The sequence below is a fragment of the Aquisalimonas sp. 2447 genome (assembly GCF_012044895.1).
GTDB lineage: Bacteria > Pseudomonadota > Gammaproteobacteria > Nitrococcales > Aquisalimonadaceae > Aquisalimonas.
The window spans coordinates 799,384-811,950 of the sequence record NZ_CP050695.1 but is presented as its reverse complement, the minus strand read 5'-3'; the positions used below and the strand labels follow the sequence as shown (position 1 = coordinate 811,950).

11 protein-coding genes are annotated in these 12,567 nt (G+C 66.0%); 4 read left to right on the top strand and 7 right to left on the bottom strand.

Features of this window, described 5'->3' with window-relative positions; translation table 11 throughout:
• Positions 1 to 16: 16 nt before the first annotated feature.
• The 4 genes from minE to htpG form a co-directional block, all read right to left on the bottom strand.
• A complete protein-coding gene (minE, locus tag KU884_RS03720) occupies positions 17 to 286 on the bottom strand; it encodes a cell division topological specificity factor MinE (protein WP_167781360.1) in 270 nt (89 codons plus the stop codon).
• Positions 287 to 288: 2 nt separating this feature from the next.
• Positions 289 to 1,098 (bottom strand): septum site-determining protein MinD, encoded by an 810-nt coding sequence (gene minD / locus KU884_RS03715; protein ID WP_167781359.1) that lies wholly within the window; start codon positions 1,096 to 1,098, stop codon positions 289 to 291.
• Positions 1,099 to 1,141: 43 nt separating this feature from the next.
• Entirely contained in the window at positions 1,142 to 1,891 is a 750-nt protein-coding gene (gene minC / locus KU884_RS03710) for a septum site-determining protein MinC (RefSeq protein WP_167781358.1), read from the bottom strand.
• A 114-nt stretch (positions 1,892 to 2,005) separates the two neighbouring features.
• Positions 2,006 to 3,895 (bottom strand): molecular chaperone HtpG, encoded by a 1,890-nt coding sequence (htpG, locus tag KU884_RS03705; protein WP_167781357.1) that lies wholly within the window; start codon positions 3,893 to 3,895, stop codon positions 2,006 to 2,008.
• 256 nt (positions 3,896 to 4,151) lie between these two features.
• On the opposite strand from htpG, the gene KU884_RS03700 reads away from it, so the two are divergent.
• On the top strand, positions 4,152 to 4,760 hold the full coding sequence (locus KU884_RS03700; RefSeq protein WP_167781356.1) for a hypothetical protein: 609 nt from the start codon (positions 4,152 to 4,154) through the stop codon (positions 4,758 to 4,760).
• On the opposite strand, the gene ilvB is transcribed toward KU884_RS03700, so the two are convergent.
• Positions 4,743 to 6,602, bottom strand: a complete 1,860-nt coding sequence (ilvB, locus tag KU884_RS03695; RefSeq protein ID WP_217351408.1) for a biosynthetic-type acetolactate synthase large subunit — start codon at positions 6,600 to 6,602, stop codon at positions 4,743 to 4,745. The two genes, KU884_RS03700 and ilvB, sit on opposite strands and share 18 nt — an antisense overlap.
• Positions 6,603 to 6,708: 106 nt before the next feature.
• Positions 6,709 to 7,113, bottom strand: a complete 405-nt coding sequence (msrB, locus tag KU884_RS03690; protein ID WP_167781355.1) for a peptide-methionine (R)-S-oxide reductase MsrB — start codon at positions 7,111 to 7,113, stop codon at positions 6,709 to 6,711.
• A 175-nt stretch (positions 7,114 to 7,288) separates the two neighbouring features.
• Here msrB and KU884_RS03685 point away from each other — a divergent pair, with 175 nt between their 5' ends.
• Positions 7,289 to 8,932 carry a hypothetical protein gene (locus KU884_RS03685; RefSeq protein ID WP_167781354.1) on the top strand — a complete coding sequence of 548 codons (1,644 nt, stop codon included), beginning with the start codon at positions 7,289 to 7,291 and terminating at the stop codon, positions 8,930 to 8,932.
• Between the two features lie 9 nt (positions 8,933 to 8,941).
• Here KU884_RS03685 and KU884_RS03680 read toward each other — a convergent pair whose 3' ends face one another.
• Positions 8,942 to 9,688: an NAD-dependent deacylase gene (locus tag KU884_RS03680; protein ID WP_167781353.1), complete on the bottom strand. Its 747-nt coding sequence runs from the start codon at positions 9,686 to 9,688 to the stop codon at positions 8,942 to 8,944.
• Positions 9,689 to 9,839: 151 nt separating this feature from the next.
• On the opposite strand from KU884_RS03680, the gene serB reads away from it, so the two are divergent.
• Both serB and KU884_RS03670 read left to right on the top strand, forming a co-directional pair.
• Positions 9,840 to 11,075, top strand: coding sequence for a phosphoserine phosphatase SerB (gene serB / locus KU884_RS03675; protein ID WP_167781352.1), 1,236 nt, complete (start codon positions 9,840 to 9,842; stop codon positions 11,073 to 11,075).
• Between the two features lie 143 nt (positions 11,076 to 11,218).
• Positions 11,219 to 12,388: an iron-containing alcohol dehydrogenase gene (locus tag KU884_RS03670; RefSeq protein WP_167781351.1), complete on the top strand. Its 1,170-nt coding sequence runs from the start codon at positions 11,219 to 11,221 to the stop codon at positions 12,386 to 12,388.
• Positions 12,389 to 12,567: the final 179 nt, after the last annotated feature.

Sequence of the window (12,567 nt, the reverse complement as noted above, 5' to 3'; positions counted from 1 at the left end):
CCTGCCCCCTCCGCACTCAGCGATGCTGTTCGCGGGGGTGTTCCGGCAGAGTGATATTGAGCTCCAGGATCTCGCAGTCGCCCTCGCGGTCCAGCTGCATCTGCACTGCGTCCTGATCCACTTCCACGTACTTGCGGATCACCTGGAGCAGTTCTTCCTGGAGTGCCGGCAGATAGTCGTGCCCGCCCCGATTGGCGCGTTCCTGGGCGACCAGGATCTGCAGGCGCTCCTTGGCGACGCTGGCGCTCTTCTTGCGCTGGGAGCGGAAATAGCCGAGCAGATTCATGATTAGCTCCCGAACAGGCGACCGAGAAAGCCCTTCCTGGGCACGTCCGTGAAACGCAGCGGCCGTTCCTCGCCCAAGAAGCGGTCCACTGCATCGGCATAGGCCTGGCCGGCGTCACTGTCCTCTTCCAGAATCACGGGAACACCGGCGTTGGAGGCATTGAGCACCGCCTGGGACTCGGGAATGACCCCGAGCAGGTTGATGGCCAGGATCTCGCCCACGTCCTCCAGGCTCAGCATCTCGCCACGGTTGACCCGGTCCGGCGAGTAGCGCGTGAGCAGCAGGTGCTCCGCCACCGGCGGCTCGCCCTGCTCCGCCCGGCGGCTCTTGCTGGCGAGAATGCCCAGCACCCGGTCCGAGTCCCGCACCGAGGACACCTCGGGATTGGTCACCACGATGGCGGTGTCCGCGAAGTACATGGCCATCAGCGCACCGCGCTCAATGCCCGCCGGCGAGTCGCAGATGACGTAATCGAAGCCCTCGGACAGCTCGTTCATCACCCGCTCGACGCCGTCCTGGGTCAGTGCGTCCTTGTCCCGGGTCTGGGACGCGGCCAGCACGTAGAGGTTGTCCACGCGCTTGTCGCGGATCAGCGCCTGGTTCAGCGTGGCGTCGCCGTTGATCACGTTGACGAAGTCGTACACCACGCGGCGCTCGCAGCCCATGATCAGGTCCAGGTTGCGCAGGCCCACGTCGAAATCCACCACCGCAGTGCGGTGGCCCTTTTTTGCCAGCCCTGTTGCCAGGGCCGCGCTGGTGGTCGTCTTGCCGACCCCGCCCTTGCCCGAGGTCACCACGACAATCTGTGCCACTATCCACCTCCTGATGCGTCGCCAGCCGCCCTGCAGCGGCGCTTCAACCGCCCTGTCGGCCGCCGTTGGTTCCCGGCAGCGGCTCGATGCGCAGATCATCCTCGTCCAGCAGGACCTGCACAGCCCGCCCCAGGGAAGCCTTTTCGAACTGCTCGTTCACGCGGTAGGTTCCCGCCACGGTGACCAACTCCGCGTGGAAACTCTGGCAGAAAATCCGCGCATTCCGGTCACCCCGCACGCCGGCCAGGGCCCGGCCGTGAAGACCGCCGTAGATATGAATATTGCCGTCGGCCAGAACCTCGGCCCCCGGGCTGACCGACGACAGTATGATGAGATCACCGCCGCGTGCATAGACCTGCTGCCCCGAGCGCACCTGCTGGGTGACCAGCATGCTGGGTGAACCCTCGATCGCCGCCGGCTCCGGCGCTTCGGCCGGCTCCACACGCCGGGCCAGAGGCGCCTCGCTGCCGCCGGAGAATACGCCGACCCCCGCCTGCTCCGCCGCCGCGTGCCAGCGCTCGTCGCCGCCACGGATGCCCATCGGGAGAAATTCACGCGCACGCAGCAGCGCCACCAGACCGGGCAGGTCCAGGTGCAGGTCGCTGTCGGCAACGGCCTCGACGTCGAGGATCAGGGGCAGGTGGCGGAAGAATTCCGGCGCCTCCTGCATGCGGTCTTCCAGCGCACGACCCAGGTCGTCCACGGAGGGTGTCAGCAGGCGCATGACGGTGAGGGTCATCATCCGGCCCTTGAGCTCCAGGGCCTGATCAGTGCTCTTTTTCGCGCGGGTCATCCCTGCTCCATTCAGACCGTATTACGCGCGGCCCCCTCGCCGGTGTTCCCGGGAGGGGGCCGCTATTGCGCGCCTTTATAGCGTGCCGGCGGGGTACGATCAACCGTCGCCGTTTTACGACTCCGCCAGCAGCCGGTTCATGCGCCGTACGAAGGCCGCAGGATCCTCCAGCTGCCCGCCCTCGGTGAGCATGGCCTGATCGAACAGCACGTGCGCCCACTCGGCGAAGGTGTCGTCATCCTCGACATTCTGCAGCCGCTGGATGATGCGATGCTCCGGATTGATCTCCATGGCCGGCTTGCCCGCCGGAATGGCGTGTCCGGCGGCCTTGAGCATGCGCTGCATGCTGACGGCGAACTCGTGCTCGCCCACCACCAGGCAGCTCGGTGAATCCGTCAGGCGGTGGCTGATGCGGACGTTGTCGACCTTGTCCTCCAGGGCCTTCTCCAGGCGCTCGGCCAGGGGCTTGTACTCCGACTCCGCCTTCTCGCGCTCGGCCTTGTCGCTCTCGTCCTCGAGATCGCCCAGGTCGAGATCCCCCTTGGCCACGTGCACCAGCTTCCTGCCGTCGTACTCGCCCAGGTGCGTCACGCACCACTCGTCCACCGGGTCGCCCAGGAGCAGCACTTCCACACCCTTCTTGCGAAAGACCTCCAGGTGCGGGCTGTTCTTGGCGGCGCTGAAGCTGTCGCCGGTAACGTAGTAGATCGACTCCTGCCCCTCCTTCATGCGGGCGACGTAGTCGTCCAGGGACACCGTCTCCACTTCGCTGTCGGTGTGCGTCGAGGAGAATCGCAGCAGTTTGGCGACGCGCTCGCGGTTGCCGAAGTCCTCCGCCGGCCCCTCCTTGAGGACGCGGCCGAAGGTGCTCCAGAAGGTGGCATAGTTCTCCGGCTCGTCCGCCGCCATGGCCTCCAGGCGGTCCAGGATGCGCTTCACGGATGCCGACTTGATCTTCTCGATCTGCCGGTTGTGCTGCAGCAGCTCGCGGGAGACGTTCAGCGGCAGATCGTCCGAGTCGATGATGCCGCGCACGAAGCGCAGATACCGCGGCATCAGGTGCTCGGCATCGTCCATGATGAACACCCGCCGCACGTACAGGTGCACCCCGCTCTGGCGGTCCCGGTCCCAGAGGTCGAAGGGTGCACGCTTGGGGATGAACAGCAGTGAGGTGTAACTGAGATTGCCTTCCACCTTGTTGTGCAGCCAGGTGAGCGGGCCCTCGAAATCGTGGGCGACCTGCTTGTAGAAAGCCTCGTATTCCTCGTCGGTGATCTCGGACTTCGGCCGCATCCACAGCGCCGAGGCCTTGTTCACCGTCTCGTCGCCGCCTTCATCGTCGTCCTCGCCGGTGGACTCCTTCGGCATGACAATGGGCAGCGAGATGTGGTCCGAATAGGTACGGATAATCTGGCGCAGCCTCCAGCCGTCCAGGAACTCATCCATGTCATCACGCAGGTGCAGCACCACTGTGGTGCCACGCTCCGAGCGCTCCACGGTCTCCAGGGAATACGCCCCCTCGCCGTCGGATTCCCAATGCACGCCCTCCGCCGTCGACTGGCCGGCGCGGCGGGTAAACACCTCCACCCGCTGGGCCACGATGAACGCGGAGTAGAAGCCGACACCGAACTGGCCGATGAGCTTGGCGTCCCTGGCCTGATCCCCCGTGAGCTGATTGATGAAGTGCTGGGTGCCGGAGCGGGCGATAGTGCCCAGATTCTCGATGACCTCGTCCCGGGTCATGCCGATGCCGTTGTCCTCGACGGTGACGGTGCGCGCTTCCTTGTCGTAGCTCACGCGCATGCGCAGGTCGCCCTCGCCCTCGAACAGGCTCTCGTCCTTCAGCCCTTCGAAGCGCAGGCGATCACAGGCATCGGAGGCGTTGGAGATCAACTCGCGAAGGAAGATCTCGCGGCTGCTGTAGAGGGAGTGCACCATCAGGTGCAGAAGCTGGCGGACTTCGGTCTGGAATTCGTGGGTTTCCTTCTGCGCGGCAACGCTCATGACTGGTTCGCTCCCCGAAACGGTTGTTCCTTGTGTACGTTGGTCTTGACCTGCGGACGCCGGCGACCACGCCGCCCGCGCCCCGACGAGGGTTTGATGGGCACGCCCGGGGCGCTTTTCAACCCCCGAAGGAGACGCTGAACAATTCCCGCTTGCCTCTGCGCGAACTGTTCAGCGTCTCCTTCGGCCGTTTCTGGACATTGCCGTCGCCGGAAGGGACCATGTCAGGAGGGCACCGAACGGAAATCACATCATCATGACGCTATCCACATGGCAGGCCCTGGGCCTGGCCCAGCTCGTGATCCTCCTGCTGGTCGCGGTGGCCGTGCTCGGGTGGACGCTGTGGCGTCGCCCACGGACGGCGGCAGCTATCCAGCAGGCGACACCCCAGGCACCGCCGCCCACCGATGATCCGGACACCCTGGCCGTCGTCTCCCGCTTTCTCGAGGGCGAGCTGGCGCGGACCCGGGCCCAGCAGGAGGCCAACGACCGCAACCTCCCGGAGCATGTGCTTTCGGCCCGCGCGCGTTATCTGCAGGCAGAGCTGGATGCGCTGGCCTACACCGACACCCCGGATCCGTTCTGGGCGCACCTGTGCGAGTGCATCGACGGCTGGAATGTGCCACAGGCCAGGGCGCTCGATGACGACGACGAATCCCTGGCCGCCACGCATTCACGCCTGCAGCGCCTTCTCGGTGAGATGGAACGGGAGCCGCCGTCCCAAGTGGTGGTCCGGCAGCTGGCGGTCATCGAACGGCGCCTGGCCGCCATCCAGCGCCAGACCGGAACCGGGGAAGAAGACAACACCGGCCTCGCCGCCGCAGGCGACGCCGGCCAAGCAGAGGGTTCAGAACAGCTCCGGTGATGTCTCCGGGTCAATGCCGGCACGGGTGTTGTCATCGATCTCCCGCGCCGGAATCCACTCGCCGGTGACCATCTGGCTGTACCCCATCCCGGGGCCGACCATGGGATAGACGCTGGCGTTGTTGTCGATCATGACTTCCAGGAACGCCGGACCGTCGAACTCCACGAAGGCCTTCACCGCCTCTTCCAGCTCCGCCTTGTCGGTGACGCGACGGGCAAACGGGAAGCCGTCCGCCTCGGCGGCCTTGATGAAGTCCTTGCGGTGCAGAGTCTTGTCGCTGCCGGAGAAATTCTCGTTGAAGTACAGCCGCTGCCACTGGCGCACCATGCCGTCGCCCATGTTGTTCAGGAGCAGCACCTTCACAGGCAGGTTGTAGTTGGTGACGGTCTCCATATCGCCCAGGTTCATGCGGATGCTGCCGTCGCCGTCGATGTCGATGACGGTCTTGTCCGGGCAGGCGAACTGGGCACCGATGGCCGCCGGCAGGCCGTACCCCATGGTGCCCATGCTGCCAGAGGTCAGCCACAGGCGGGGCTCGCGGAAATCGCAGTACTGCGCCGCCCACATCTGATGCTGGCCCACGCCGGTGCTGATGATGGCCTCACCACCGGTGACCTTGTTCACCGCTTCCACCACGTAATGCGGCTGGATCAGATCGCTGTCGCGATCGTAGCTCATGGGGTGATTACGCTTGAGTTTCTGCACGTGCCGCAGCCAGGGGCTGAAGTCGCGCTCGAAGCCCTGTTCGCGGCCATGGGTCAGGAGCTGGCGCAGGCTGCGCCCGGCCTCGCCCACGTGAGCCCAGTCCACCACCTTGACCTTGCCGATCTCGGCGGCATCGATGTCGATGTGGGCAATGTGCTCGGCCAGGGGTGCGAACTCGTCCACCTTGCCGGCCACGCGATCGTCGAACCGTGCGCCCACCGCGATCAGGAAGTCACAGTCCTCCACCGCATAGTTGGCGTAGGCCGTGCCGTGCATGCCGAGCATGTGCAGGGAGAGATCATCGGTGGTATCCATGGCCCCGAGGCCCATGAGGGTGCTCACCACCGGAATGTTGTAGGTGCGGGCGAATTCACGCAGTTCGTCAGCGGCGTTGCCATTGATCACGCCACCACCCACGTACAGCAGCGGGCGGTTGGACTTCGCCAGCATGTCGAAGAACTGCCGGCACTTGCGCTCGGAGAGCTTCGCCGAGCGCAGGGAATCCATGCGCTGGCGGTAGCCGCGCATCTCCAGCAGGCCGCTGCCGGCATACTCCCCGACCCAGTTCTGCATGTTCTTGGGCACGTCGATGACCACCGGCCCCGGCCGCCCCGAACGGGCGATCTCGAAGGCGGTGCGCACGGTGGCCTCGAGCTCGTCCGGGCGCGTCACCAGGAACACATGCTTGGCGCAGCTGCCCATGATGTTGACGATGGGCGCTTCCTGGAAGGCGTCCGTCCCCATGGCGCCGGTGGGCACCTGGCCGGTGATCAGCACCACCGGCGTCGAGTCGGCCATACAGTCGCGGATGGGCGTGACGGTGTTGGTGGCCCCCGGTCCCGAAGTCACCAGGAACACCCCGACCTTGCCGCTGGCGCGGGCATAGCCCGCGGCCATGAAGCCCGCTCCCTGTTCGTTGGCGGGCACGATCAGCTTCATCGGGTCGTCGTCCTGCTCGGCCCGGTGCTGCTCGTTGTAACGAAAAACAGCGTCGTAAGTGGGCAGGATGGCACCACCGCTGTAGCCGAAAATGGTGTCGACGCCCTCGTCCGCCAGGACCTGGACGATCATCTCGGCGCCGCTCATGGTCTGGCCGGCCAGGGGGTGCTGCTGGTTCGCTTTCTGTCTCGTGATCATGCTTCCATCCTGCGGGTACGTCGCGTCGAGCGGGCGATCGGGAACCGCTCACTATAAATGCCTGATGTTCCGGGACACAAGCCCGCGCGCGGGCGAAGGCTCCGGTTCAGTCCCCACCACCCTCGGGGCGGAAATCCAGAGCCACGGAATTGATGCAGTAGCGCAGCCCGGTCGGTTCGGGGCCATCGGGGAACACATGCCCCATATGCGCTCCGCATTGCCGGCAGTGAACTTCCTCGCGGCGCATGCCCAGACTGAGATCAATCTCGGTGGCCACGTTCTTCTCTGCCACCGGTGCCCAGAAACTGGGCCAGCCACTTCCCGACTCGTACTTGGTGGAGGTGTCGAACAGCGGCGTGCCGCAGCAGATGCAGTGGAACACGCCGGCGGTGGAGACCTTGTTGTAGTCGCCGGAGAACGGCGGTTCGGTGCCCTTTTCCCGCGTAACCCGGTACTGCTCCGGGGTCAGTTCCTCGCGCCACTGCGCTTCGGTCTTGTCGACAGTCGACATGGCAACGCCTCCGCAGGGATTCGTGAGTGTGAACCACTCCGATTATACTGACATCAACTCCGGTTACACTGCCATTCGGTGACCCGGTTCGGAAGCGCACCACCGCTGGCACCACCTGTGACCGCGGACACGCGATGCATGATCGCCATAACGACCAAGGGACTGTGCCGCTACCATGCCTGCAACCTCCATTGCCCGCCCCGCCCACTCGGCTCTGGACGCCACGCTGGAGGCGCTGGACAGCGTCACCCGGTTGGTGGACGCCTACGAGCGTGGCGAAGATGACGTCGCCCCTTGGGGGCGCTGCCGCGGTCCGCTGGAAGAGGCCCGCGGCGCTCTGGTGATGCTGCAGATGGACGGCGCGCGGCTGCTGGTGGACGAGTGCATGGAACTCATGGAGGCGCTCGAGGACGACGACGCGCTATCCCAGCGCCACGCCATGGACGCCCTGCTCTACGCATTACTGTTGCTGCCGCGGTATATCGACCGCTACCGGGACCACTGGCTGGAGACGCCGGAAACCCTGCTGCCGACCATCAATGCCCTGCGTGGACTGCGCCGGGCGGTGCTGATTCCCGAATACGACTTCGCGGACCTCGCCGACATGGACACCGAGCTCGCGGCCCTGGCCGGCGAAGTCGGCCCGGCGGAGAGCCCGGACCCCGAGACCCTGCGGCGCCTGCGACACATGCTGCAGATGGGCCTGCTGGGCCTGTTCCGCAACCCCGAGGCGCCGGTGCATTTCAAGCAGGTACACCGCGCCCTGTCGCGCCTGGCCGGAGCCTGCGGTGATACGGTCACCGGTCGCTGGCTGCTCCTGGCGGCAACACTTGCCGGGGCGGCAGAACGCGACCGCATTCCCGCCAGCGCCTCCATGCGGCTGCTGATCTCGCGGCTGGATTTTCTCGTCCGGGAACTCCTGCTGGGCGAGACCATGGCAACGGAGGTTCCGCCACCCGCGATGGTTCGCCAGGCTCTGCTCTATTATGCCGCCCGCGGCAGCGAGGCAGCACCGCTCCTGACGCGCCTGGCGCAGGAGTTGGGCCTCGATGAATGCGTTACGCCGCGGGATCGAATCCAGGCCGAACGCGATGCCGTCTCGGCACCGGACTCCCAGGTGCTGGATGCGGTCTCCCGTGCCCTCGGCGAAGAGATGGCTCAGGTGCAGACCTTCATCGAGACGCTGAGCCGGCTGAACAGCGTGACCCGTACGGAGCGCGATGAACTGGCTGAACACCTCAACCGGCTCGGCCACACCCTGACGCTGCTGGGCCTGTCCGGCCAGGCGGCAGCCATCAAGCGCGAGCACACGCGACTGCAATCGCTGGGTGACGATGTCAGCGGCGACCGGCTACGGGAACTGCTCTCGCACTGCGTGGAAACCCTGAGCGAGAGCGAGGACGCCGTTACGCACCTGGCGCGGCCGGAGGAGGCGGGCACCCCGGAGCGTCCCGCACGGCTCCAGGAGGCCAGCCGCCAAGCGATCCAGGAGGCCCTGAGCAACCTGGCGCAGGTGCGCCGCAGCATGGAGTACTTCAACGGCGACCGCGACCAGGGCGACGACCTCGCCAGCACCCTGCCGGCTCTGGACGAAGTGCGAGGCAGCCTGAACATGCTGGGCCTGGAGCGGGCGATGACACTGCTGGCCCGCTCCCGCGACGCCGTGGCGCAACTGGACGACACCGACGCCGGCAACGGCGAGCGGCTGAATGCGGTGGCCGATGCCCTCGCCGCCATCGAGTGGTACATGGAAAGCCTTCTGGAAGGCATCGAGGACGGCGAAGAAACCCTCGATATTGCCGAGGCCAGCCTCGACTGAGCGGCGGCGTCACCGCCGCTCGGTCAGACGGCGCACCAGTGCCGGCAGGACCTCGGCGGCGCTGCCCGCCAGCCGCAGGGCAACGGCATCCGACAGCGGCGTCGGCTCCGGATTGATCTCGATCACCAGCGCACCCTGCTGCATGGCCACTTCCGGAATGCTCGCCGCGGGCTGTACCAGGCCCGAGGTGCCGATACTGAGCAGCACATCGGCGTCCGCGGCGGCCTGCAGGGCCGCCTGCCAGGTCTTCTGCGGAAGCATTTCGCCAAACCACACCACGTCGGGCCGGAGAGGCGCCGCACACTGAGGACAGCGGGGCGGCGCCCCCTCCACATCCGGCGGCACGGGATCCCGCACCGGGGTAAGCTCGTGGGAGCATACATCCCGGTGCAGGTTGCCGTGGAGCTCCAGCACGATGTCGTTGCCGGCCCGCTGGTGGAGACTGTCCACGTTCTGGGTGACCACGGAAAAGGACTCGCTGAGAGACGCCCAGTCGGCGAGAGCCAGGTGCCCCGCGTTGGGCTCCGCCGCCCCCACCAGCTGCCGCCGCCAGCTGTACCACTGCCATACCAGCGCGGGATCACGCTGAAAGGCCTCCGGCGTCGCCAGGTCGGCCGGATCGTAGTGCTGCCACAGGCCGGTCTGGGCATCACGAAAGGTTGGGACGCCGCTTTCCGCGGACATGCCAGCGCCGGTAAAAGCCGCTACGGAGCGGGCCGAAACCAGCCGCTCGGTGACCGTTGCGTCGATCTCCACACCCGGTACTCCCTGGTCCGCGTTACGCGTTCGCGCCCCGTTTCACTTACAATGCCTCACCATTCGGAGTTCATGTAGCGCGCTGATCGCGCCGCCAGCGGCGTGCGACCAGGCGCGGCTGCAGTCATTTTCGCAACCACGGGACGTGCGAATGAGTGAAATCATGCTGATCAATGTCTCGGGTCAGGACAAGCCCGGGCTCACCCACTCGCTGATGGAGTTTCTCGCCGAATACGACGTCGGCGTCCTGGACATCGGCCAGGCCATGATCCATAACACCCTGTCGCTGGGCATCCTTGTGGAAGTCCCCGAGGAAGAGGCCCGCTCGCCGGTGCTCAAGGATGTGCTGTTCCACCTGCACCACCAGGGCATGCATGTGCGCTTCACCCCCATCTCCCGCGAAGACTACGAACGCTGGGTACAGGGCGAAGACGAACCGCGCTACGTGTTCACGCTGCTGGGCCGTCGCATCACCGCCGAACAGATCGCGCGGGTGAGCAAGGTCATCAGCGACAACGGCCTGAACATCGAGGACATCGTCCGCCTCTCCCGCCGCGAGCCGCTGTACAAGGCCGACGACGGCCTCGGCCGGGCCTGTATCGAACTGACCGTGCGCGGCACCCCACTCGACCTGGACGTGATGAAACAGCACTTTCTGACCATCTCCCAGGACCTGAACGTGGACATCAGCTTCCAGGCGGACACCGTCTACCGTCGTAATCGCCGCCTGGTGGTGTTCGACATGGATTCCACGCTGATCCAGCAGGAGGTCATCGACGAACTGGCCAAGAAGGCCGGCGTCGGCGACCAGGTGGCCAAGGTCACCGAGGCCGCCATGCAGGGCGAACTCGATTTCCGCGAGAGCCTGCGCCAGCGGGTGGCGCTGCTGGAAGGGCTGGATGAATCCGTGCTGGAGGAGGTCGCGCAGGAACTCACCCTGACCGAGGGCGCGGAGCGGCTGATTCGCACGCTGAAGGCCTTTGGCTACACCACGGCCATCGTCTCCGGCGGCTTCAGCTACTTCGGCAAGCGCCTGCAGGAGAAGCTCGGCGTCGATTACGTCTACGCCAACGAGCTGGCCATCCGCGACGGCAAGGTCACCGGTGACGTGGACGGCCCGATCGTCGACGGCGAACGCAAGGCGCAGCTGCTGCGGGACATTGCCGAACGCGAAGGGCTGAACCTGGATCAGGTGATCGCCGTGGGCGATGGCGCCAATGACCTGCCCATGCTGCGCCTGGCCGGTCTCGGCGTGGCCTTCCGCGCCAAGCCGCTGGTCCAGCGCAGCGCCAGGCAGTCACTCTCCTCCCTGGGCCTGGACGGCATCCTCTACCTGATCGGCATCAAGGATACCGACGCCGAAGCCAACGGCCACGAGCAGACGTAGTGAAGGTGTGACGGAGTTGCCCCTCGGCAGACCGCCGAGGGATGTCAACTTCGTCTATCCGGGCGCAATTTCCTTTCTGTTCCTTCTGCCATCGGCGTGCTACACCTCCCGGGTACATCAACAATGATCGGGAGGAGAACACCATGGCAGCCAACATCGTCCTGCCCCGTTACATGCGCGTGGGTGCCGGTGCAAGCCAGGAACTGGCGCCATTGCTGCAGCAGCTCGGCGTCAAGCATCCCTTCATCATCACCGACCAGGACATGGTGAAGTTCGGCTACCTGGAGGGGTTGACCAAGGGCCTCGACGACGCCGGCATCCCCTACGCCGTCTTTGACGGCACGGTGCCCGACCCCACGGTTGCATCCATCAACGAGGGCGTCGCCAAGCTGAAGCAGAAAGACCACGACGGCGTGGTCGCCCTGGGCGGCGGCAGCCCCATCGACAGCGCCAAGGCCATTGCCCACCTGGCGGTGTTCGGCGGCCAGATGCGGGACTACAAGGCCCCGACCATGAGCGACGAACAGGGCATGCCGCTGGTGGCGATTCCCACCACCGCCGGCACCGGCTCCGAGGCCACGCGGTTTACCGTAATCACCGACGAGGAGACCGACGAGAAGATGCTCTGCCCCGGGGCGGCCTTCTGCCCGGTGGCGGCGCTGGTGGACTACGAGCTGACCCTGACCATGCCGCGGCGCCTGACCGCCGACACCGGCGTGGACACCCTCACCCACGCCATTGAGGCCTATGTCAGCGCCAAGCGCAATCCGTTCTCCGACGGCATGGCGCAGATGACCATGACGGCGGTGTCCCGGCACCTGCGCACGGCCTGCAACGAGCCCGACAACCGCGAGGCCCGGGAAGGCATGATGCTGGCCGCCATGCACGGCGGCATGGCGTTCTCGAATGCGTCGGTGTGCATGGTGCACGGCATGAGCCGGCCCGTCGGCGCGTTTTTCCATGTGCCCCACGGCCTGTCCAACGCCATGCTACTGCCGGCGGTGACGGCGTTCTCCATTGACGCCGCGCCGGACCGCTACGCCAACTGCGCCCGCTTCATGGGTGTTGCCGGACCGAAGGACAGCGACCAGGATGCCTGCCAAAAGCTGCTGCAGGAGCTGCGACAACTGAACAAGGATCTGGACGTGCCCACGCCGAAGGACTATGGCATCGACGAGCAGCGCTTCTTCGAGGTCCTGCCCACCATGGCGGAACAGGCACTGGCCTCGGGCTCCCCCGGCAACAACCCGCGGGTGCCCACGGCCGACGAGATCGTCGAGGTGTACAAGCAAGCCTGGGACGGACGCGGCTGAGTTCAAGGAAACGCTGAATAATTCGCGCGCGCCTCTGGCCGATCAGCGCGCCCGCAGACCAGGCGCGCTGCGCAGCGCTGTACTGCCGGTACAGTCAAGCAGCGCAACGCCGGCTGTGGGCGCGCTGATCGGCCGCGTCATGGCGGCGCTCTGGACTGCGTTGGCGTTCTTGTAAAGGG

What these genes read in the sequence shown, in the direction of transcription:
- serB (WP_167781352.1), top strand. Translation starts at nt 9,840, where the DNA reads ATGAGTGAAATCATGCTGATCAATGTCTCGGGTCAGGACAAGCCCGGG.
- ilvB (WP_217351408.1), bottom strand. Translation starts at nt 6,602, where the DNA reads ATGATCACGAGACAGAAAGCGAACCAGCAGCACCCCCTGGCCGGCCAG.
- KU884_RS03700 (WP_167781356.1), top strand. Translation starts at nt 4,152, where the DNA reads ATGACGCTATCCACATGGCAGGCCCTGGGCCTGGCCCAGCTCGTGATC.
- htpG (WP_167781357.1), bottom strand. Translation starts at nt 3,895, where the DNA reads ATGAGCGTTGCCGCGCAGAAGGAAACCCACGAATTCCAGACCGAAGTC.
- KU884_RS03670 (WP_167781351.1), top strand. Translation starts at nt 11,219, where the DNA reads ATGGCAGCCAACATCGTCCTGCCCCGTTACATGCGCGTGGGTGCCGGT.
- minE (WP_167781360.1), bottom strand. Translation starts at nt 286, where the DNA reads ATGAATCTGCTCGGCTATTTCCGCTCCCAGCGCAAGAAGAGCGCCAGC.
- KU884_RS03685 (WP_167781354.1), top strand. Translation starts at nt 7,289, where the DNA reads ATGCCTGCAACCTCCATTGCCCGCCCCGCCCACTCGGCTCTGGACGCC.
- msrB (WP_167781355.1), bottom strand. Translation starts at nt 7,113, where the DNA reads ATGTCGACTGTCGACAAGACCGAAGCGCAGTGGCGCGAGGAACTGACC.
- minC (WP_167781358.1), bottom strand. Translation starts at nt 1,891, where the DNA reads ATGACCCGCGCGAAAAAGAGCACTGATCAGGCCCTGGAGCTCAAGGGC.